Here is an 18,537-nt window from a genome sequence, read left to right on the forward strand (position 1 = left end):
TCAGCCTTTCATCGCGCTGGCGAGCGCATTCAAACGGGTGCGGATCGACGAATCGATCATCTGTGAACCGATGCGGACGACAAGCCCGCCAAGCAATGCGGGCTCGACCGCGAGATCGACCGATACTTCGCGGCCGATGCGCTGGCGCAGCTGCTGCCTGAGCGCCGCCACCTGATCGTCGGAAAGCGGATGGGCGCTGGTCACTTCCGCCGTCGTCTCGCCGCGATGGCTCGCGACGAGCGCGCGAAAGGCGCGGAGGATCGACGGCAGCTCGGCCAGCCGGCGATTGTGCGCCAGCACGCCAAGGAAGTTGGCGGTGGTGGGATCGACGCCCAGTTCCGCGGCAGTGGCGAGCACCGCCTTGGTCGCCGCTTCACGCGCGACGACCGGGGAGGTCGTCAGCGCCTTGAAATCATCCGACTGCTCAAGAGCCGCGCGCACCTTGGCGACGCTCGCCTCGACAGCGTCGATCGCCTTGGCGTCCTTCGCCAGTTCGAACAGCGCGGTCGCGTAACGTCCGCCCAGACTCGCCTGGATGCTGCCACCTAGATTACCGCTGGAACTATCCACGCGATTCGCTTTCCTCGTCGACACGGGTTGGCCCCGAGCGAACGAATGGCGCACGAACGGCACCTCGCTTGGGTTGTGGGGCGCGTAGCAAAGGGGTCGCGGCTATGCAATCCTTGCGTCATAACTCGTTGCACAAAGCAAAAAGCAGGAGCGGATCACGATGGGTGAATTCATGGCGATGTCGATGAGCGATGGTGCCGATATCGCGGTGTATCGCGTTCCCGCCGTCGGAGAGCGGCGCGGCGGGGTGGTGCTGGTGCAGGAGATATTCGGCGTTACCGACCATATCCGCGATCTTGCGGATGAATATGCCAGCGATGGATATGAAGTGCTCGCGCCGGCGCTCTTCGATCGCGAGCATCCGGGATTCGAAGGCGGCTATGACGCACAAGGGCTGGCCGAGGGCGTCAGGCTGGCGCGCGAGGCGCATCCGTTCGAACAGTCACTCGCCGATGTGCAAAGCTGCGTCGATGCCCTGAAGGCGCAAGGGCCGGTGTTTGTGGTCGGCTATTGCTACGGTGGCTCGATCGCCTGGTTCGCGGCGACGCGGATGCATGGCGTGGCGGCGGCTTCCGCTTATTATGGCAGCCTGATTCCAGCCGCGGCGGAAGAGGAGCCCAGGGTGCCGGTGGTCCTGCATTTCGGCCGGCATGATTCCGGTATCCCGATGGAGGGCGTGGAAAAGCTCGCTGCCAAGGCGTGGCCACGCGCCGAGGTGTATGTCTACGAGGCAGGGCATGGCTTCAATTCCGACCGGCGCAAAGACTATCATGAGCCGTCGGCCGATCTGGCGAAGGAGCGTACGCTGGCATTGTTCCACGCAAACGGCGGATGAGTGCCGGCGGTGTGATCGGGGCTATTGCGCGCGGCCCCGTGCCTGCACCGCCGCGCGGCGAGCCTCCACCGATTCGGGCGTGACCTGTGCATTGGCGGCGGACGACACACGATGCTCCAGTGCGATCGCTTCGCCTAACGGCAGCGCATGGCCCGCATCGATCAGTTGCTTGTAAGCGATGATGAACTCGCCGTCGGCAGAGGCGATGTCTGCGGCGAGGCGCCGCGCGACGGCCAGCAGATCGGCAGCGGGTACGACGCGGTTCACCAGTCCCCAGCGTTCGGCGGTAGCCGCGTCGAGGAAGTTGCCGCTCAGCGACAGTTCCTTTGCGCGGGCGATCCCGATCAGTCGCGACAGTTTCTGGCTGAGCCCCCAGCCGGGCATCACGCCGACGCGGGCATGGGTGTCCGCAAAGCGCGCGTTATCGCTGGCGATGAGAATGTCGCAGGCCAGCGCCACCTCGAACCCGCCAGTGATGGCAACGCCGTTGATCGCGCCGATCACCGGTTTGCGACAGGCTTCGATCGCCTTCACGGGATTGTCCGAGGCGTCGGTGGCATTCGCCGCGCCCAGCGCCCCCACCTGTGAGCCCAGCTCCTTGAGATCGAGCCCGGCTGTAAAGGCGCGCGTTCCGGCGCCGGTCAGCACCACGGCGCGCACTGCTTCGTCGTCGTCCACCCGGCGCACCGCGTCATGAAGCGCGCGGCGCAGCGCGATCGACAGGGCGTTCATCGCCTCCGGGCGGTTCAATGTGATCGTCGCGACGCCATCGGCGATTTCGACCAGAACCAGTTCGCTCATGTCCCTCTCCAGCTTTTGATCGCAAGCACCGGGATGTCGTGGCCTCGCGCAGCGCCTACATCAAGCGCATGACCGATACCATCGACACGGCCGCCGCCTGGGAAGCCTTTGCCGCGCGCGATCGCAACGCCGACGGGCGGTTCGTCGTCGCTGTCGCAACCACCGGCATCTATTGTCGGCCAAGTTGCCCGGCGCGGCATCCGAAGCGGCAGAATGTGTCTTTCTATCGCGATGGCGCGGCGGCGGCGGCGGCGGGCTATCGGGCCTGCCTGCGCTGCAAGCCGGATGCGGTGGCGCGCGATCGTGTCGCCGTTGCCGAGGCTGTGGCGGCGATCGAGGAAAACGATGCGGCGGCGATCGCGCTAGACGATCTTGCGGCGCGCGTCGGCTATGCACCGCATCATTTCCACCGGCTTTTCAAGCGGGCGACCGGCATCACGCCGGCGGCCTATGCTCGGGGGTTGAAAGCGCGCCGGGTGGCGGAAGCGTTGAGCGGTGAGAGCTCGGTAACGCCCGCGATCTACGAAGCAGGCTATTCCGCTCCGAGCCGGTTCTATGCGCATGGGGCCAAGCGGCTCGGCATGGCGCCCGGCGCGTGGGTTCGCGGCGGCGCGGGAGAAACGATCCGCTGGACGATCGCGGGCACGAGCCTTGGCCCGTTGCTGATCGCGGCGACCGAAAAAGGGCTCTGCCGCGTGTCCTTCGCGGAAGATGCGTCGGCGCTGGCGGCCCGCTTTCCACACGCGAGGATCGAGCCTGGCGGTGTGGCGCTGGCCGAGTTGGCGGCGCGCGTCGTGGCGGCGGTCGAATCGCCCGATCGCGACCACGATCTGCCGCTGGACGTAAGGGGCACCGCCTTTCAGGAGGCGATCTGGCAGGCGCTGCGCGACGTGCCGGCGGGGGAGACGCGCTCTTATGCCGAACTCGCGGCGATCGCGGGCAGCCCGGGCGCGGTGCGCGCGGCCGGAACGGCCTGTGGCGCGAATCCGGTCGCGGTCGTCATCCCATGCCATCGGGCGCAACGTGCGGATGGCGGGGAGGGAGGCTATGCTTATGGCCTTGAGCGTAAGCGCGTTCTTCGGGCGCGCGAACATGACGGTCGCGAGCGGGCGCGGCGTGGTTAGGCAAATGTAAATTCTTCCTGCTTACCTCGTCGACCCATGACTTTTGGGACGGACAGGGTATGAGCGCGTTTGGGCGTCGCAATGGTGCCGGCAGCGGGGGCACGCGGCCGGGCTTCGGGGTCGCGCGGCCCATGCAGGGCGGGGGCGCGCCGCCGCGTTCCGATGGTGGCGATCAGTTTCCGCCGATCGAGACCCTGCCGCTGCCGGCCAGCGCCGAGCCGGGCGTGCCGGCCTCCCAGCTCGACGCGATGCAACGCCTGGCCGACCGGCAGAATTCCAGTGGCGAGGCCGGGTCGAGCAAGGTCGACGGCTTCGAGGCGTCGATTCACAAAATCAAGGAGCAGGTGCTGCCACGCCTGCTGGAACGCGTCGATCCCGAGGCTGCCGCGACGCTGGGCAAGGACGAGCTTGCCGAGGAATTCCGCCCGATCATTGGCGAAGTGCTCGCCGAACTCAAGCTGACGCTCAACCGCCGCGAGCAATTCGCGCTGGAGAAGGTGCTGGTCGACGAACTGCTCGGCCTGGGACCGCTGGAGGAATTGCTGGCCGATCCCGACGTGTCGGACATCATGGTCAACGGGCCGGATCAGACGTTCGTCGAAAAGAAGGGCAAGCTTCAGCTCGCGCAGATCCAGTTCCGCGACGAGGAGCATCTGTTCCAGATCGCGCAGCGCATCTGCAACTCGGTCGGCCGCCGCGTCGACCAGACCACGCCGCTGGCCGACGCCCGTCTGAAGGACGGCAGCCGTGTCAACGTGATCGTGCCGCCGCTGTCGCTGCGTGGCACCGCTATTTCGATCCGTAAATTCTCGGCGAAGCCGATCACGCTGGACATGATGGCCGGCTTTGGATCGATGAGCCCGAAGATGGCGACCGCGCTGAAGATCGCTGGTGCGTGCCGATTCAACATCGTCATCTCGGGCGGCACCGGCTCGGGCAAGACGACGATGCTCAACGCGCTTTCCAAGATGATCGATCCTGGCGAGCGCGTGCTGACGATCGAGGACGCGGCCGAGCTTCGCCTCCAGCAGCCGCACTGGCTGCCGCTGGAAACGCGCCCGGCGAACCTTGAAGGCCAGGGCGAGATTTCGATCCGCGATCTTGTGAAGAATGCGCTGCGTATGCGCCCGGATCGCATCATCCTGGGCGAAATTCGCGGCTCCGAGTGTTTCGACATGCTCGCCGCGATGAACACCGGCCACGACGGCTCCATGTGTACGCTCCACTCGAACAGCCCGCGCGAGGCGCTGGCGCGTATGGAGAACATGGTGATGATGTCCGACATCAAGGTGCCGAAGGAGGCGATCAGTCGCCAGATCGCGGACTCGGTGGACATGATCATTCAGGTGAAGCGCCTGCGCGACGGATCGCGTCGCGTCACGAATGTCACCGAGGTGATCGGGATGGAAGGCCCGGTGATCGTGACGCAGGAACTGTTCAAGTTCGAGTATCTCGATGAAACCGCCGACGGGAAGATCCTGGGCGAATATCGCGCGATGGGGCTGCGGCCCTATACACTGGAGAAGGCCAAGCAGTTCGGTTTCGATCAGCCCTTCCTTGAGGCCTGCCTGTAAGCTTTTCGGGATTTGGCGCCGCGCGAGGTCCTCGCGGCAAATGCGATCAGCCGTGCGACGGACGGTGGCATTTCATCGGCGGGACGTGCATTGGCGTGGGATGGCGATCGCGTCGATCCTTTCTCTGATCCTTGCTGCCGGCACGCCTGCCGCGCTCGCGCCGCTGCCCGCCATGCCTCCCGGCGCGCGCGCCGCCGGCGTTTCGCGATTGTCGCCGGATGCCGAGGGGCGATGGGTGTCGTTCGATCTGACGCCGGGCAACCAGATCCGCTTCGACATGACGGTCGACGGCAAGCCGCTGACCGCGATCCTCGATACTGGCGTGAGCTATTCGGTGCTGGCGCGTCGTTATGCGGAATCGGCGAAGCTGCCGATCTCCGCTGGCGGCAGCGCGACCGCGATCGGCGGCGCGGTTGATATCGGCTGGGTCGTGACGCGCGATCTGGTGCTTGGCGGCCTGACGCGAACCGGCGGCGGCCTTAGCGTCGCCGATCTGCCCGCCATAGCGACGGGCAGCGCAAGGCCGGTCGATCTGCTTGTCGGCCGTGACCTGACCGGGGACTATGCGATCGACATCGATTACGGCGCGCGGCGCTTTCGCCTGTTGCGCTCGGGCCGGTTGCCGTTTCGCGGCGCGGTGGCGCCGCTGGCCATCTCCCGCGACAAGCGCGTCTATATCGGTGAAGTGACGCTGGGCGGGGCGCGGCTGCGACCGATGGTGGTGGATACCGGCGACGGCTCGTCGATCACGGTCACGTCCGGCGGCTGGCGCGAAGCGCGCTTGCCGGGCGTCCGCACTACGACCGCCATCTCCTTCGGGCTTGCCGGTTCGGTAGTGAGCACGATCGGCATCGTGCCGCAGCTTGCGGTCGGCCAGCTGGTCGCGCGCAATGTCGAGGTGCGCGCCGAGCCCGTCGGCGGTTTTTCAGAAGCGATCGGCGCGGCGGGGCGGATTGGATCCGGCTTTCTGCAGAATTACCGCGTGCTGCTCGATCCCGCCGCCGGGCGGATGGTGCTGTCGCCTGAGGCCGGGGCGGACGAGCCGCCGCTACGCTCCACCAGCGGTCTGCTTCTCGGGATCGAGCCGGAGCGGCTGCGCGTGCTGCATGTGATGCGCGGCGGGCCTGCGGCTGCGGCGGGCTGGCGCGAGGGCGACCTGATCTGCATGATCGATGGCCAGCCGATCGCACGCGACTATGCCGAAAGCCCGCTCGCCACGTGGTCCGCCGGCCGCGCGGGGCGGATCGTTTCGCTTGGCATGTGCGATGGTTCGGCGCGGAAGCTGACGCTGTCCGATTTCTACTGAGCGGCCGCCGACTTTCGCCGCGGGCTCAATGCCCGAGCTTCTCGACCTTGTCCTGCAGACGCGAGAGTTCTGCTTTCAGCGCGGCGATCTCGTCGTCCTTGCTCCCGGCGACGGGCGCAGGTGAATCGGAGGCGCCGCCGCTGCCCGGCTTGAAAGCGCTGGCCGCGACCTCGAACATCGCCATGTTGCGCTTGGCCATTTCCGCAAACGGCGAGTTGGCGAACGCGCCCTCAACCGCGGACTTGAACTGCGCCTGGTTGCGGCGGAAACTCTCCATCGAAGCATCGAGATAGGCGGGCACCATCGCCTGCATAGAATCGCCATACATCGAGATCAGCTGGCGAAGGAAATTCACCGGCAGCATCGTCTGCCCCCGGCTTTCTTCCTCCATGATGATCTGCGTCAGCACATTGTGTGTGATGTCTTCGTCGGTCTTGGCATCGACCACGCGGAATTCACGGCCTTCGCGCGTCATCTGCGCAAGATGATCGAGTGTGATGTATGAGGAGCTTTCGGTATTATAGAGCCGACGGTTCGCGTATTTCTTGATAATCACCGCGCCGTCACCGGAATGCTGCTTCTTCATCGAAAGCTCCCGCAATGAGAATTTATCGCGGTACAGCACATTCTGCCGCGCTGCAACACGGCCCGCGCCCGTTGCCGTTGTTCCTGGAGATGTTGCGCAGCGAAACCGCAGCATCGCCCGAACGCGCCGCCGCAGCGCTGGCCGGTTTGCGCCGCTACCAGGACGCGGATCGGGGAAGGCCGCGCCGCCTGGCGCCCGCGCGCTTTCGCAGGCGGCGTGCGCGGCTTCGCGATTATGGTGGTGAAGGGCCGCCAGTGGTATTCGTGCCGTCCCTCATCAATTCGCCGGTCGTGCTCGATCTTACGGCGGAGACCTCGATCGTGCGGTGGATATCGACGCAGGGGTTCCACGCATGGCTGGTCGATTGGGGGGTGACCGATCCCGCCGACCGCGAGCTTGATATTGCGGCGCACGTCGAGCGTATTCTGGAGCCGCTGCTCGCGCGCTTGCCCGCGCCGCCGCTATTAGTCGGCTATTGCCTCGGAGGCACAATGACGATGGCGGTGGCGTGCCGGATGAAAATAGCAGGGCTGGCGACCATCGCCGCGCCTTGGCACTTCTCAGGCTACGGTTCAGCTGCCGCCGACATTGCTGAGTTATGGGCGACGGCGGGGCCAGGCTGCCGCCAGCTCGGTCTCGTGCCGATGGAGGTTCTGCAATCCGGCTTCTGGCGGATCGACCCTCAACGGACCATCGCGAAGTTCGAAGCGCTTGCGGCGATGGATGAGGCGAGTGCAGCCAGGTTCGTCGCGCTCGAGGATTGGGCCAACGGGGGGGAGCCGCTGACCTACGCAGCCGGGGCCGAACTGTTCGATGGGATGATCGCGCAGGATCTGCCCGGCCAGGACCGGTGGTCGGTCGGTGGCAGCATCGTCGGACCGGGGCGACTCGATTGCCCGGCAATGGAGTTCGTTTCGCTTTCCGACCGGATCGTACCGGCGGCGACGGCGGCGGGATTGGCGTCGCGACGTGATCTCGGTGCCGGTCATGTCGGCATGATCGTCGGCAGCGGCGCGCGCGCGCAATTGTGGGACCCGCTGCGGGACTGGCTTCGCGCCGTAGCGGTCGGTAGGTAGCGGGCAACCATCATTCAGGAGCATCCGTCATGACCGAAGTCGTCATCACCGCCGCCAAACGTACCCCTGTCGGCAGCTTCCTCGGGGCCTTTGCCACGGTTCCGGCGCATGAACTGGGGCGCGTGGTGATCGAGGCAGCGCTCGCGCAGGCCGGAGTGGCAAGCGACGAGGTGAGCGAGGTGATCCTGGGCCAGGTGCTTACCGCCGCGCAGGGGCAAAATCCCGCCCGTCAGGCTTCGATGGCGGCCGGCGTGCCGAAGGAGGTGCCGGCCTGGGGAGTCAATCAGGTGTGCGGCTCCGGCTTGCGCGCGGTCGCGCTTGCGGCGCAGGCGGTCCAGACGGGCGATGCGACGATCGTAGTGGCTGGGGGGCAGGAGAGCATGTCGCTCTCGAACCACGCGCAGGCGCTGCGCGCTGGACAGAAGATGGGCGCGATCGAATTGATCGACACGATGATAAAGGATGGCCTGACCGACGTCTTTAACGGCTATCATATGGGAATGACGGCAGAAAACCTCGCGGTTGAGTATCAGGTGACGCGTCAGGCACAGGACGAGTTTGCGGTCGGCAGCCAGAACAAGGCAGCCGCCGCCAGGGCTGCTGGGCGTTTCGTTGCGGAAATAGCGCCGGTCACAATCAAGGGCCGCAAAGGCGACACGATCGTCGAGGCGGACGAATATATCCGTGACGGTGTGACGATCGATAGCGTATCAGGCTTGCGGCCGGCGTTCAAAAAGGACGGCACCGTCACCGCCGCGAACGCGAGCGGGCTGAACGACGGTGCGGCGGCGCTGGTGGTGATGAGCCGCGCCGAAGCGGAGAGACGCGGTGCGCCGATCCTTGCCACGATCCGCTCCTGGGCGTCGGCGGGAGTAGATCCATCGATCATGGGAATCGGCCCCGTACCGGCGACAAAGCGGGCGCTGGAGAAGGCCGGCTGGACGCTCGCGGACCTCGACCTGATCGAGGCGAATGAGGCATTCGCGGCGCAGGCGCTGTCGGTGGGCAAGGAATTGGGCTGGGATGCCGCAAAGGTGAACGTGAATGGCGGCGCGATCGCGATCGGCCATCCGATCGGCGCAAGCGGGGCACGCGTGCTGACAACCCTGATCTACGAAATGCAGCGCCGCGATGCGAAGCGGGGGCTGGCTACGCTTTGCATCGGCGGGGGCATGGGCATCGCAATGTGCGTGGAGCGATGATCGACCGTCTCCGCATCGGCGGGGCCGATGCGCCTGGCCCGTTCGTCCCGGTATTCACCATGACGTCTCAAAGGCCAGCGCCGGCCTGTTTCCAGCGCTTCACCTGCGTAGGCGTGTTGCGCGCAGGCCGGGCGTTGGGCCGGTCGGCCAGCGCCATATCCCCGGCGCGGACGCCGTGAAACACCGAAACGGTCACGCCGGTATCCACCAGCGCGCGCGCCTCCGCCCGGTTCGCGATCAAGAAATCACGGCACCCCGGGTCCGCCAGCCGCCGCACGACGCCGCGCCGCTCATCCGATCGAGCAGACGGCAGTTGTGGACGAGCGCAACGGCATCAAGCGACGGGCGGCAGGGTGATTGGTTCAATGCCACCGGCCAGCGGGCGCGCGCCATGGCGTGGATCATCGGCTAGGTCACGATATGGCCGTGGCGATCTTCCTTGAGCCACAGAACCGTGACGATCAGCGCGATCAATGTGATGATCCAGGTATACCAAAGCCCGGCAAACGGGTTGCCGGTGCGCGCGACGATATATTGGCTGATGAACGGCAGGAATCCGCCGAAATAACCCGTGCCGAGATGATATGGGATCGATAGCGAGCTGTAGCGGATCGCGGGTGGAAACATCTCTGACAGCAGTGCCGCGACCGGGCCGTAGGTGATCCCGGAAAGCGCGGTGATGGCGAGGATCGCGATCAGGATCAGCGCGATGTTGCGTGCGCCGGGCGTCACCCGCTTCAGGTCATATCCGGCATCCGCCAGCGCCTTGTCCAGCCCGGCTGGCGTATGATCCGCGACTGGCTCGCCCCCGATGGAAACGCTGGTCACAGGCGTCTTCTGCTGGGTATAGGCGACGCCCTTCTTCGAGAAATATTCCAGAAGCCGTGCGCAATCGTCCGCCTGCTTCGAGGCGAAGGGGGAATAAGCGCAATGCGGACCGGACACTACCACGGGCGCCCGCTCCGCCGCGCGCGCCAGCCCGGGATTGGCCGCAGCGCCCATCACCTGAAAGATCGGAAACAGCAGGATCAGCGTCATGATGTAGCCGATCACGATCGGCTTCTTGCGCCCGACGAGATCGGACAGCCAGCCGAACAGCACGAACCAGCCGACGCCCATCAGCGCGCCCGCGCCGGTGATGAGCTGCGCCATCGTCTCGTCCAGCCGCATCGTCGTCTGAAGGAAGGAGAGGACCGAGAACATCGCCGTGTACCAGATCACCGTCAGCCCGGCAGCGATGCCGAACAGCGCGACCAGCATCCGCTTGAGGTTGCCGGGATAGGTGAAGCTTTCCACCAGCGGATTCTTCGCCCGCTCTCCCGCAGCGCGCATCGCCTTGAAAACCGGGCTCTCTGAAAGTTTCAGCCGCATCCACAAGGAAATCGCGAGCAGCACCACGGAGAACAGGAATGGCGCGCGCCAGCCCCAGCTCTCCCACGCGCCGGCCAGCGTCGCCTTGAAGAACAGGATCGCCGCGATGCTGAGAATGAAGCCGCCGATCACGCCGGCCTGGATGAAGCTGGTGTAGAAGCCGGATTTGCCGGGTGGGGAATGTTCCGCGACATACACGGCCGCACCGCCATATTCGCCGCCCAGCGCCAGCCCCTGCGCGATACGGAGCAGCAGCACGAGGATCGGCGCCGCCATCCCGATATCCTGGTAGGATGGGACGAGGCCGACGCCGGCGGTGGCGACGCCCATCAGGGTGATGGTCACCAGAAAGGTATATTTGCGCCCCAGCCGGTCACCGAGATAGCCGAACAACACCGCGCCGATCGGGCGGAAACCGAAGCCTACCGCGAAGCCGGCCCAGGCGAGCAGCGTCTGCAACGTCTCGTTTCCGGCGGGAAAGAAGGTGCGGCCGATGATCCCGGATGCCGCGAGCGTGCCGTAGATGAAGAAATCATACCATTCGAACACGGTGCCTAGCGCCGATGCCGAGATGACGAGCCGGATGTCCGCCGCCGAAGGATCCGCGTCGTGATCGTGCCAGGCACTCTCCTGATCCGCGATATTCGCCATCCTGGCCCTGCTCCCCCATTCGGGCCGGCGGCCCGGCAGCTAGCTGTAACGCGGTCGAAGCGCGCGGCAAGTCTCCAGCGTCAGCGTGTGAACGCTGGCTCCAGCGAGAGGATGGTGATCGCCTCCGCCTGGCCGGCGAAGGGCAAAACATCGCCTTCCCCGGCACCGATAAGCGCGCGTGCGAGCGGCGCTGAAAAGGCGAGCTTGCCCGCCGCCGGATCGGCCTCGTCGTCTCCGACGATCTCGATCGTCCGCGTATGTCCGTTGAGCGTGAAGCGCACGCGGCTGCCGAACGCAATTTCGTCAGCCGGCGGCGATGGCGCCAGGATCGCGGTGACACGCCGCGTTTGCCAGTAGCGCAGTTCGCGCGCGATCTCCGTACGGCGCGCCTCGTCGGCGGTGCACTGCTCGGCCTCCAGTCGTGCGATCCGCTCGTCGATCAGCGCCCGTCCGCGCGGCGTGACGATATTGGCACCGGACGGGAGCGGCAGCTCGAAGCGCGGTTCCTTGTGCTCCTCGTCGCTCTCGCGGCGGAACGCGACGCTCATGGCGCCGCGTCCAGCATCCTGATGATGCCGGAGAAATCGCGCTCCCCGTTGCCGGCGCCGGCATAGGCTTCGTAAAGTTCGCGCGCGCGCGTTCCCATCGGCACCTGCGCATCGACGCTTGCGGCCGCCTCCATCGCCAGCCGCAAATCCTTGAGCATCAGCGCGGCGGCGAAACCGCCCTGATAATCGCGATCGGCCGGGGTTTCGGGGCCCACGCCGGGAACCGGGCAATAGCTGGTCATCGACCAGCTCTGCCCCGACGAGACACTGGCGATATCGAAGAACGCCTGTGGTGCCAGCCCAAGCTTGCGTGCCAGCACGAACGCCTCGCATGTCGCGATCATTTCCGCGCCGAGGATCATGTTGTTGCAGATCTTCGCCGCCTGCCCGGCGCCGCCCACGCCGGCGTGAATCACCGCCTTGCCCATATCGGCGAGGAAGGGCTGGGCGCGATCGAATGCCTCCCTCGATCCGCCGACCATGAAGGTGAGCGTACCGGCGTTCGCGGCGGCGATCCCGCCCGATACCGGCGCATCGACCGCGGTCACTCCCTTGGCCGCCGCCATTTCGGCGACGCGCTTGGCGGTGGCGACGTCGATCGTCGAGCAATCGATCAGGATCGCGACGGGCGACGCGACATCGAGGACGCTATCGGCGTACACCTGCTCGACATGCCGGCCGGCGGGCAGCATCGTGATAACCGCTTCCGCGCCCTCGGCTGCCTCACGCGCGGACCCGACCGGCAGGCAGCCCGCCGCCTTTGCCTTGTCCAGCGCCTCGGTGGAAAGGTCGAAGGCGCGGACGTCGTGCCCCTTCTGCGCTAGGTTCGCGGCCATCCCGCCGCCCATGTTGCCCAGCCCGATGAAACCAACGCGCGCCATCTTCACATCCTCTCTTGTGTCGTCGTAGCCCGGATCGGCGGGAGGTTACCGGCCCTTCCACACGCCCGCGCGTTTCTCGATGAAGGCGGCCATCCCCTCGGCCTTGTCCTCTGTCGCGGTGAGGATCTGGAACAGGCGGCGCTCCGTCAGAATGCCCTGCGCAAGATTGGTCTCGAACGCCATGTTGATCATTTCCTTGTTCACCATCGCGGCCATCGGCGGCATGGACGCGATCGTCGCGGCCGTCTTCAGCGCGTCCGCGACCAGATCGGCAAGCGGCACGACGCGGGCGACCAGGCCCGAGCGCTCCGCCTCGGCCGCATCCATCATTCGCCCGGTGAGGCACATTTCCATCGACTTCGCCTTGCCGATCGCGCGCGTCAGCCGCTGCGATCCACCCATGCCGGGCGCGACGCCAAGCTTGATCTCGGGCTGGCCGAACTTCGCGGTGTCGGCGGCGATGATGAAATCGGCCATCATCGCCAGCTCGCATCCGCCGCCCAGCGCAAAACCGTTGACCGCCGCGATCCACGGCTTGCGGGTGGCGACCACGCCTGTCTGCCAGCCGGCGAAAAAATCCTGGAGAAAGAAATCGGCCGCCGCCATATCCGCCATCTGCTTGATGTCCGCGCCGGCGGCGAAGGCCTTCTCCCCCGCACCGGTGAGGACCAGGCAACGCTGGCTGTCATCCCTGTCATAGGCGCCGAAAGCGGCGGCGAGATCGGCCAGCACATCTGAATTGAGCGCGTTCAGCGATTGCGGCCGATTGAGCGTCACAAGCGTGACGGCGTCGCGCTGCTCGACCAGGATATTGGCGTAATCAGGCATCATTCTCTCCACTGATCGGGTCGGTTCAGGCCGGCGTCCACGCCTCTCCATCCGGCAGTGGCGCGAAAATCTGATCGATCAGATGATCGCTCACCTCCTCCGGCGTGGGTGGATTCCATTTCGGCGCATTATCCTTGTCGACGATCACCGCGCGGACGCCTTCGAGGAAATCGTGGCGCTGCACGACGCGGCTGCCGACCGCATATTCCTGCCGCATCTCGTCCTCGAACGTCGGCATCGCCTTGCCGTCGAGCAACAGCTTGAGGCTGACCTTCATCGTCTGCGGCGATTTGGTCTTGAGCGTCGCCAGCGTCTCGCGCGCGAAATCGCTGTCGTCGGCGGCGAGCGCGGCGAAGATATCCTCCAGCCGGTCGGCGGCGAACAGATGGTCGATCTTGCCCCGGCGCGCGACTATCGCGGCATCAGGCGCTGGCACGGCGAGCGAATCGAGCGCCGCTTTCGTCCCTTCGCCGATCCGCACCTTTGCCTCCGGCAGCTTATCGGCCGGCAGATAATGGGTGGCGAGGCCAAGTGCGAAACATTCCGCGCCATCCAGGCGGTGCCCCGTCAGCGCCAGATACTGCCCGATCCGTCCCGGCAGTCGCGAGAGATACCAGCCGCCGCCGACATCGGGGAACAGCCCGATGCCCGTCTCCGGCATGGCGAGCCGCGTGTTCTCGGTCGCGACGCGATAGCGGCACGGCTGCGAGATGCCGACACCGCCGCCCATCGTGATCCCGTCCATGAACGCGACCGTGTCCTTCGCGTAAGTGAACAGCCGGTGGTTCATGCGATATTCGGTGTGGAAGAAGTGGCGCGCCTCCGCCCCGTCTTTCGCGCCGCTCTCGGCAAGCATCCGAATATCGCCGCCTGCGCAGAAACCTCTGCCTTCGGCATGATCGATCGTGACGACGCGGATCGCATCGTCGGCACGCCAGGTTTCAAGCGCGTCCAGCACGCCCTGGCACATCGCGGTGTTGAGCGCATGGATCGCTTTGGGGCGGTTCAGGCGGATACGCCCTGCGCCGCCGTCGGTTTCGACAATGAGATCGCCGGTCATTGCCGCGTCAACTCCCGCCCGACGATCATCCGCATGACCTGATTGGTGCCCTCAAGGATCGAATGCACGCGAAGATCGCGCCAGAAGCGCTCGATCGGATAATCGCGCAGATAGCCATAGCCGCCGTGGAGCTGGAGCGCGCGATCGACGATGCTCGATCCGCTGTCCGTCGCCAGCCGCTTGGCCATTGCCGAGAAGCGCGACTTGTCGGGAGCGTTGGCGTTCACTTTCGCCGCGGCAAGATACAGCAGCGCGCGAGCGGCCTCCAGATCGGTCGCCATGTCCGCGAGCGTGAATTGCGTATTCTGGAAATCGGCGATCGGCTGGCCGAACTGCTGGCGTTCCTTGGCGTAGTTCACCGATTCGTCGAGGCAGCGCTGCGCCCCGCCCAGCGAGCACGCGCCGATGTTGAGCCGGCCGCCGTCAAGCCCGGCCATCGCAAAACGAAAACCGTCGCCTTCCGCGCCGACGCGGTTCTCCACCGGCACGCGGCAATCCTCGAAGATCACCTGCGCTGTCGGCGAGGCGTTCCACCCGAGTTTCTTCTCCGGCGCGCCAAACGACAGGCCCGGCGTATCCTTCTCGATCACGAGGCAGGAAATGCCTTTCGACTTCTCGTCGCCGGTGCGTACCATGCAGACATAGATGTCGTTATAGCCCGCGCCGGAAATGAACTGCTTCGTGCCGTTGAGCACGTAATGATCGCCGTCGCGCCGCGCGCTTGTCTTGAGCGCGGCGGCGTCCGAGCCGGAGCCCGGCTCGGTCAGGCAATAGCTGGCGATCCTGTTCATGCCGACAAGATCGGGCAGGAAGCGATCCCGGAGCGCCTGATCCCCGAAGCGATCGATCATCCACGTCGCCATATTGTGGATCGAGATGAAGGCGCTCGTCGCGGGACAGCCATAGGCCATCGCCTCCATGATGAGGGCCGCTTCCAGCCGGCCCAGCCCGATACCGCCCGATTCCTCCGCGACGTAGATCGCGCCAAAGCCGAGTTCGCCGGCCGCCTTCCAAACATCGACGGGATAATGATGCTTCTCGTCCCACTCCGCCGCGAACGGGGTGATCCGGTCGGCGGTGAAGCGGCGCGCGAGCTCCTGGATTTCGCGCTGGTCGTCGGTGAGGTCGAACTGGTTGGTCATCTTTCCTCTCAAGCCGCACAACGGGTGTAGCGCAAGGTCTGTCCGTCAGCGACACGGCTCAGCACCGTGCCGTTCTCCGACAGCGTCAGCGGCGTTTTCTCCTCCCACGTCTGTCCCTCGCCCGAGAAAGCGAGCGTGGCGTCCAGCACGGTCGGAGAAACGGCCACCAGCTTCGTGATGGTCGCGCGCGATTCGTAGAAGCTGAGACGGTCGGCAGTCACCGTCATCAGCCCCTTTTCGTCGCCGTTGGTGGTGGTGCAATCCGCGGGCACGAGGCCCCAGCGCCCCTGGAAGGACACGGGTATCCGCTTGTCCGGGATGGGGCTTGGCGCCTGCGTTGGCAACGCCCCGGAAGCGGTCGCGGCGTCGTTCGCGATGCCCGGATCGGGCGCGGCGCTGCGTTGCTCCGCAACGGGCGCCTTGCACGCGCCGAGCGCAACAAGAATCATAAGGGCAATGGCGCGTTTCATCGGTCGTTCTCCCGGCGTCGGCAGGGTTGGCTTGTCACCCCATCGTCGGAATGACGAACGCGTTGCCCTCGTCTGTCGATCCGTCGGGCCACCGCTGCGTCACCGTCTTCACCTTGGTCCAGAACTTGACGCCTTCCATGCCGTGCTGGTTGGTGTCGCCGAACGCCGAGCGCTTCCAGCCGCCGAAGCTATGGTAGGCGACGGGCACCGGGATCGGCACGTTGATGCCGACCATCCCGACATTCACGCGTGCCGCAAATTCGCGCGCGGCATGACCATTGCGCGTGAAGATCGCGACGCCATTGCCGTATTGATGCTCGCTCGGCAGGCGCACCGCCGTCTCGAAATCGGGCGCGCGGACGATCTGGAGCACCGGGCCGAAGATCTCCTCCCTGTAGGCGGACATTTGCGGCGTGACATGATCGAACAGCGTCGGGCCGATGAAGAAGCCCTCCTCATGCCCCTGCAACTTGAAGCCGCGCCCATCGACCACCAGCTCGGCGCCCTCATCGACGCCGGTCTGGATCCAGTTCTCGATCCGCTCGCGGTGCTGTGCCGTCACGACCGGGCCGTAATGCGCCTCGGCATCGGTAGAGACGCCGACGCGCAGCGCGTCGATCGCGGGGATCAGCTTTTCGCGCAGCGCGTCGGCCGTCTTGTCGCCTACGGGCACCACCACCGGAAGCGCCATGCAGCGTTCGCCCGCCGAGCCGAAGGCAGCGCCGGAAAGATCCGCGACCACCTGATCCAGGTCAGCATCCGGCATCACGATGCCGTGATTCTTCGCGCCGCCCATCGCCTGCACGCGCTTCCCCGCATCCACGCCGCGCCGATAGACGTAGTGGGCGATATCCGAGGAGCCGACGAAGCTCACGGCCGCGATCGCCGGATGATCGAGGATCGCGTCGACCATTTCCTTGTCGCCATGGACGACCTGGAAGATACCCTCCGGTATCCCCGCCTCGCGGAACAGCTCGGCCAGGCGCACCGGCACAGACGGGTCGCGTTCGGACGGCTTCAGGATGAAGGCGTTGCCGCACGCGGTCGCCACCGCGCCCATCCACAGCGGGATCATCGCCGGGAAGTTGAACGGCGTGATGCCGACTCCGATGCCAAGCGGCTGGCGCATCGAATAGACGTCGATCCCCGGCCCCGCACCCTGGGTATATTCCCCCTTCAGGACATGCGGGATGCCGCAGGCGAACTCCACCACTTCCAGCCCCCGCTGGATATCGCCCTTCGCGTCGGCGACGACCTTGCCATGCTCGGACGCGAGAAGTTCGGCGAGGCTCTGCATGTTCGCCTCGACCAGTTCCTTGAAGCGGAACATGACGCGTGCGCGGCGCTGCGGATTCGTGGCCGCCCATGCGGGCTGCGCCGCCTGCGCCGCCGCCACCGCACGATCGAGATCGGCCTGGGTACCCAGCGTGACCCGGGCCTGCACCTTGCCGGTGTTCGGATCGAACACGTCGGCGGTGCGGCCAGCGCCGCCGCCGGAATGGCCGGCGATGAGATGATCGATGACGCGCATGGGAAGCCTCTCCAGGGGATTCGTTGTTGCGCCGGCTTGTAGACGCACGGCAATTATGCGCTCAACCCGTTTAATTTGCCGGGGTGAGCTGCGTTTTTGCACGGAAAGGGCGAGCTGATGCGGAATTGGGATGATCTGCGCATGTTCCTTGCGGTGGCGCACGCCGGGCGCATCGCGCCTGCCGCGCGGGCGCTCGGCGTTGACGCCACCACCGTCGCGCGGCGGCTGGCGCGGCTGGAAGAAGCCGTCGGTGCGCCGCTTTTCGAGACAGTCGCGGGCGAACGACGACTGTCGGAAAGCGGGCAGACTTTGCTCCCGCATGCCGAGACGATCGATGCGGCAATATCCGCGGCGACCGAGGGAAAGGTGGCAAAGGGGGTGGCAGGCCATGTGCGGCTGAGCGTGGCGGAGGGCCTGGCGACCCATGTGCTCGCCCCGGCGATGCCGCGCTTCGCGTCGGCCAATCCGCGCATCCGGCTCGATCTCATCACCGCATCGGGCCTGCTCGACCCGTCAAAGCGCGAGGCGGATATCGCGGTGATGCTCGCGCGGCCGCGCAACCGGCAGCTTACCGCGGTCCGGCTGGTCGAATATCGCCTCCGGCTCTATGCGACGCCCGGCTATCTGGCGACAGCCGGGATGCCGGATACCGCCGCCGCGCTCGAACGCCACGTGCTGGCGAGCTATGTGCCGGAACATCTTCACGCGCCCGAGCTGGATTATCTTTCGGAGCTGCACGACGGCCTTGTCGCGCGGCTGCGCAGCACCAGCATCAATGTGCAGCACGCGACAGTGGCGTCAGGAGCGGCGATCGGCATTCTGCCGGATTTCATCGCCGCGCGTGATCCGCGGCTCGTTCCGGAGCTTCCGCCGCTGGAGCTTATACGCGCGTTCTGGCTCGTCACCCATGCCGACGGGCTGGCGACACCGCGTATTCAGGCGGTGGTGGCATGGCTGCGCGAAACGGTGGAGCGCGGGTGA

19 protein-coding genes are annotated in these 18,537 nt (G+C 66.0%); 7 read left to right on the forward strand and 12 right to left on the reverse strand.

Features of this window, described 5'->3' with window-relative positions; translation table 11 throughout:
• Window positions 1-570, reverse strand: a complete 570-nt coding sequence (locus FFS35_RS10315) for a F0F1 ATP synthase subunit delta (RefSeq protein WP_137787001.1) — start codon at window positions 568-570, stop codon at window positions 1-3.
• Between the two features lie 160 nt (window positions 571-730).
• Here FFS35_RS10315 and FFS35_RS10320 point away from each other — a divergent pair, with 160 nt between their 5' ends.
• Window positions 731-1,405 carry a dienelactone hydrolase family protein gene (locus FFS35_RS10320; RefSeq protein WP_137787002.1) on the forward strand — a complete coding sequence of 225 codons (675 nt, stop codon included), beginning with the start codon at window positions 731-733 and terminating at the stop codon, window positions 1,403-1,405.
• Window positions 1,406-1,426: 21 nt separating this feature from the next.
• Here the strand turns inward: FFS35_RS10320 and FFS35_RS10325 are convergent, their stop codons facing one another.
• Window positions 1,427-2,206, reverse strand: a complete 780-nt coding sequence (locus tag FFS35_RS10325; RefSeq protein WP_137787003.1) for an enoyl-CoA hydratase — start codon at window positions 2,204-2,206, stop codon at window positions 1,427-1,429.
• A gap of 68 nt (window positions 2,207-2,274) precedes the next feature.
• Here FFS35_RS10325 and ada point away from each other — a divergent pair, with 68 nt between their 5' ends.
• From ada to FFS35_RS10340, 3 genes are all read left to right on the forward strand, one after another.
• Entirely contained in the window at window positions 2,275-3,330 is a 1,056-nt protein-coding gene (gene ada / locus FFS35_RS10330) for a bifunctional DNA-binding transcriptional regulator/O6-methylguanine-DNA methyltransferase Ada (RefSeq protein ID WP_137787004.1), read from the forward strand.
• Between the two features lie 59 nt (window positions 3,331-3,389).
• Complete coding sequence (locus tag FFS35_RS10335; RefSeq protein WP_137787005.1) at window positions 3,390-4,904, forward strand: CpaF family protein; 1,515 nt, start codon at window positions 3,390-3,392, stop codon at window positions 4,902-4,904.
• Between the two features lie 100 nt (window positions 4,905-5,004).
• Entirely contained in the window at window positions 5,005-6,210 is a 1,206-nt protein-coding gene (locus FFS35_RS10340; protein ID WP_137787006.1) for an aspartyl protease family protein, read from the forward strand.
• A 25-nt stretch (window positions 6,211-6,235) separates the two neighbouring features.
• Here the strand turns inward: FFS35_RS10340 and phaR are convergent, their stop codons facing one another.
• Window positions 6,236-6,796, reverse strand: a complete 561-nt coding sequence (gene phaR / locus FFS35_RS10345; RefSeq protein WP_137787007.1) for a polyhydroxyalkanoate synthesis repressor PhaR — start codon at window positions 6,794-6,796, stop codon at window positions 6,236-6,238.
• 14 nt (window positions 6,797-6,810) lie between these two features.
• Between phaR and FFS35_RS10350 the strand changes: the two genes are divergently transcribed.
• Together FFS35_RS10350 and FFS35_RS10355 are read left to right on the forward strand one after the other, a co-directional pair.
• Window positions 6,811-7,872 (forward strand): alpha/beta fold hydrolase, encoded by a 1,062-nt coding sequence (locus FFS35_RS10350; protein WP_249341561.1) that lies wholly within the window; start codon window positions 6,811-6,813, stop codon window positions 7,870-7,872.
• A 29-nt stretch (window positions 7,873-7,901) separates the two neighbouring features.
• Entirely contained in the window at window positions 7,902-9,074 is a 1,173-nt protein-coding gene (locus FFS35_RS10355; RefSeq protein WP_137787008.1) for an acetyl-CoA C-acetyltransferase, read from the forward strand.
• 67 nt (window positions 9,075-9,141) lie between these two features.
• On the opposite strand, the gene FFS35_RS10360 is transcribed toward FFS35_RS10355, so the two are convergent.
• The 9 genes from FFS35_RS10360 to FFS35_RS10400 form a co-directional block, all read right to left on the reverse strand.
• Window positions 9,142-9,351 carry an alanine racemase gene (locus tag FFS35_RS10360; RefSeq protein WP_137787009.1) on the reverse strand — a complete coding sequence of 70 codons (210 nt, stop codon included), beginning with the start codon at window positions 9,349-9,351 and terminating at the stop codon, window positions 9,142-9,144.
• 131 nt (window positions 9,352-9,482) lie between these two features.
• Complete coding sequence (locus FFS35_RS10365; RefSeq protein ID WP_137787010.1) at window positions 9,483-11,096, reverse strand: MFS transporter; 1,614 nt, start codon at window positions 11,094-11,096, stop codon at window positions 9,483-9,485.
• Window positions 11,097-11,176: 80 nt separating this feature from the next.
• Entirely contained in the window at window positions 11,177-11,644 is a 468-nt protein-coding gene (locus tag FFS35_RS10370; protein WP_137787011.1) for a GreA/GreB family elongation factor, read from the reverse strand.
• Window positions 11,641-12,525 carry a 3-hydroxyisobutyrate dehydrogenase gene (mmsB, locus tag FFS35_RS10375; RefSeq protein ID WP_137787012.1) on the reverse strand — a complete coding sequence of 295 codons (885 nt, stop codon included), beginning with the start codon at window positions 12,523-12,525 and terminating at the stop codon, window positions 11,641-11,643. Before mmsB ends, FFS35_RS10370 begins: the two co-directional genes overlap by 4 nt.
• A gap of 45 nt (window positions 12,526-12,570) precedes the next feature.
• Window positions 12,571-13,353, reverse strand: a complete 783-nt coding sequence (locus FFS35_RS10380) for an enoyl-CoA hydratase-related protein (protein ID WP_137787013.1) — start codon at window positions 13,351-13,353, stop codon at window positions 12,571-12,573.
• A gap of 25 nt (window positions 13,354-13,378) precedes the next feature.
• Complete coding sequence (locus tag FFS35_RS10385; RefSeq protein WP_137787014.1) at window positions 13,379-14,413, reverse strand: enoyl-CoA hydratase/isomerase family protein; 1,035 nt, start codon at window positions 14,411-14,413, stop codon at window positions 13,379-13,381.
• The gene (locus tag FFS35_RS10390) at window positions 14,410-15,555 is read right to left on the reverse strand and encodes an acyl-CoA dehydrogenase family protein (RefSeq protein ID WP_137787015.1); all 1,146 of its coding nucleotides are present in this window, start codon (window positions 15,553-15,555) and stop codon (window positions 14,410-14,412) included. The genes FFS35_RS10385 and FFS35_RS10390 overlap by 4 nt, the downstream gene beginning before the upstream one ends.
• Window positions 15,556-15,563: 8 nt before the next feature.
• Entirely contained in the window at window positions 15,564-16,025 is a 462-nt protein-coding gene (locus FFS35_RS10395) for a hypothetical protein (protein WP_137787016.1), read from the reverse strand.
• Between the two features lie 34 nt (window positions 16,026-16,059).
• Window positions 16,060-17,556, reverse strand: a complete 1,497-nt coding sequence (locus tag FFS35_RS10400; protein WP_137787017.1) for a CoA-acylating methylmalonate-semialdehyde dehydrogenase — start codon at window positions 17,554-17,556, stop codon at window positions 16,060-16,062.
• 117 nt (window positions 17,557-17,673) lie between these two features.
• Here FFS35_RS10400 and FFS35_RS10405 point away from each other — a divergent pair, with 117 nt between their 5' ends.
• The gene (locus tag FFS35_RS10405) at window positions 17,674-18,537 is read left to right on the forward strand and encodes a LysR family transcriptional regulator (protein WP_137787018.1); all 864 of its coding nucleotides are present in this window, start codon (window positions 17,674-17,676) and stop codon (window positions 18,535-18,537) included.

This window comes from Sphingomonas sp. 3P27F8 (genome assembly GCF_005502745.1).
Lineage (GTDB): Bacteria > Pseudomonadota > Alphaproteobacteria > Sphingomonadales > Sphingomonadaceae > Sphingomonas.

Bases quoted from the DNA above. Each gene is read 5' to 3' on its own strand.
- FFS35_RS10385 (WP_137787014.1), bottom strand. From the start codon at position 14,413: ATGACCGGCGATCTCATTGTCGAAACCGACGGCGGCGCAGGGCGTATC.
- FFS35_RS10400 (WP_137787017.1), bottom strand. From the start codon at position 17,556: ATGCGCGTCATCGATCATCTCATCGCCGGCCATTCCGGCGGCGGCGCT.
- ada (WP_137787004.1), top strand. From the start codon at position 2,275: ATGACCGATACCATCGACACGGCCGCCGCCTGGGAAGCCTTTGCCGCG.
- FFS35_RS10350 (WP_249341561.1), top strand. From the start codon at position 6,811: ATGAGAATTTATCGCGGTACAGCACATTCTGCCGCGCTGCAACACGGC.
- FFS35_RS10340 (WP_137787006.1), top strand. From the start codon at position 5,005: ATGGCGATCGCGTCGATCCTTTCTCTGATCCTTGCTGCCGGCACGCCT.
- FFS35_RS10335 (WP_137787005.1), top strand. From the start codon at position 3,390: ATGAGCGCGTTTGGGCGTCGCAATGGTGCCGGCAGCGGGGGCACGCGG.
- phaR (WP_137787007.1), bottom strand. From the start codon at position 6,796: ATGAAGAAGCAGCATTCCGGTGACGGCGCGGTGATTATCAAGAAATAC.
- FFS35_RS10320 (WP_137787002.1), top strand. From the start codon at position 731: ATGGGTGAATTCATGGCGATGTCGATGAGCGATGGTGCCGATATCGCG.
- FFS35_RS10365 (WP_137787010.1), bottom strand. From the start codon at position 11,096: ATGGCGAATATCGCGGATCAGGAGAGTGCCTGGCACGATCACGACGCG.
- FFS35_RS10405 (WP_137787018.1), top strand. From the start codon at position 17,674: ATGCGGAATTGGGATGATCTGCGCATGTTCCTTGCGGTGGCGCACGCC.
- FFS35_RS10370 (WP_137787011.1), bottom strand. From the start codon at position 11,644: ATGAGCGTCGCGTTCCGCCGCGAGAGCGACGAGGAGCACAAGGAACCG.
- FFS35_RS10325 (WP_137787003.1), bottom strand. From the start codon at position 2,206: ATGAGCGAACTGGTTCTGGTCGAAATCGCCGATGGCGTCGCGACGATC.
- FFS35_RS10395 (WP_137787016.1), bottom strand. From the start codon at position 16,025: ATGAAACGCGCCATTGCCCTTATGATTCTTGTTGCGCTCGGCGCGTGC.
- mmsB (WP_137787012.1), bottom strand. From the start codon at position 12,525: ATGGCGCGCGTTGGTTTCATCGGGCTGGGCAACATGGGCGGCGGGATG.
- FFS35_RS10355 (WP_137787008.1), top strand. From the start codon at position 7,902: ATGACCGAAGTCGTCATCACCGCCGCCAAACGTACCCCTGTCGGCAGC.
- FFS35_RS10390 (WP_137787015.1), bottom strand. From the start codon at position 15,555: ATGACCAACCAGTTCGACCTCACCGACGACCAGCGCGAAATCCAGGAG.
- FFS35_RS10380 (WP_137787013.1), bottom strand. From the start codon at position 13,353: ATGCCTGATTACGCCAATATCCTGGTCGAGCAGCGCGACGCCGTCACG.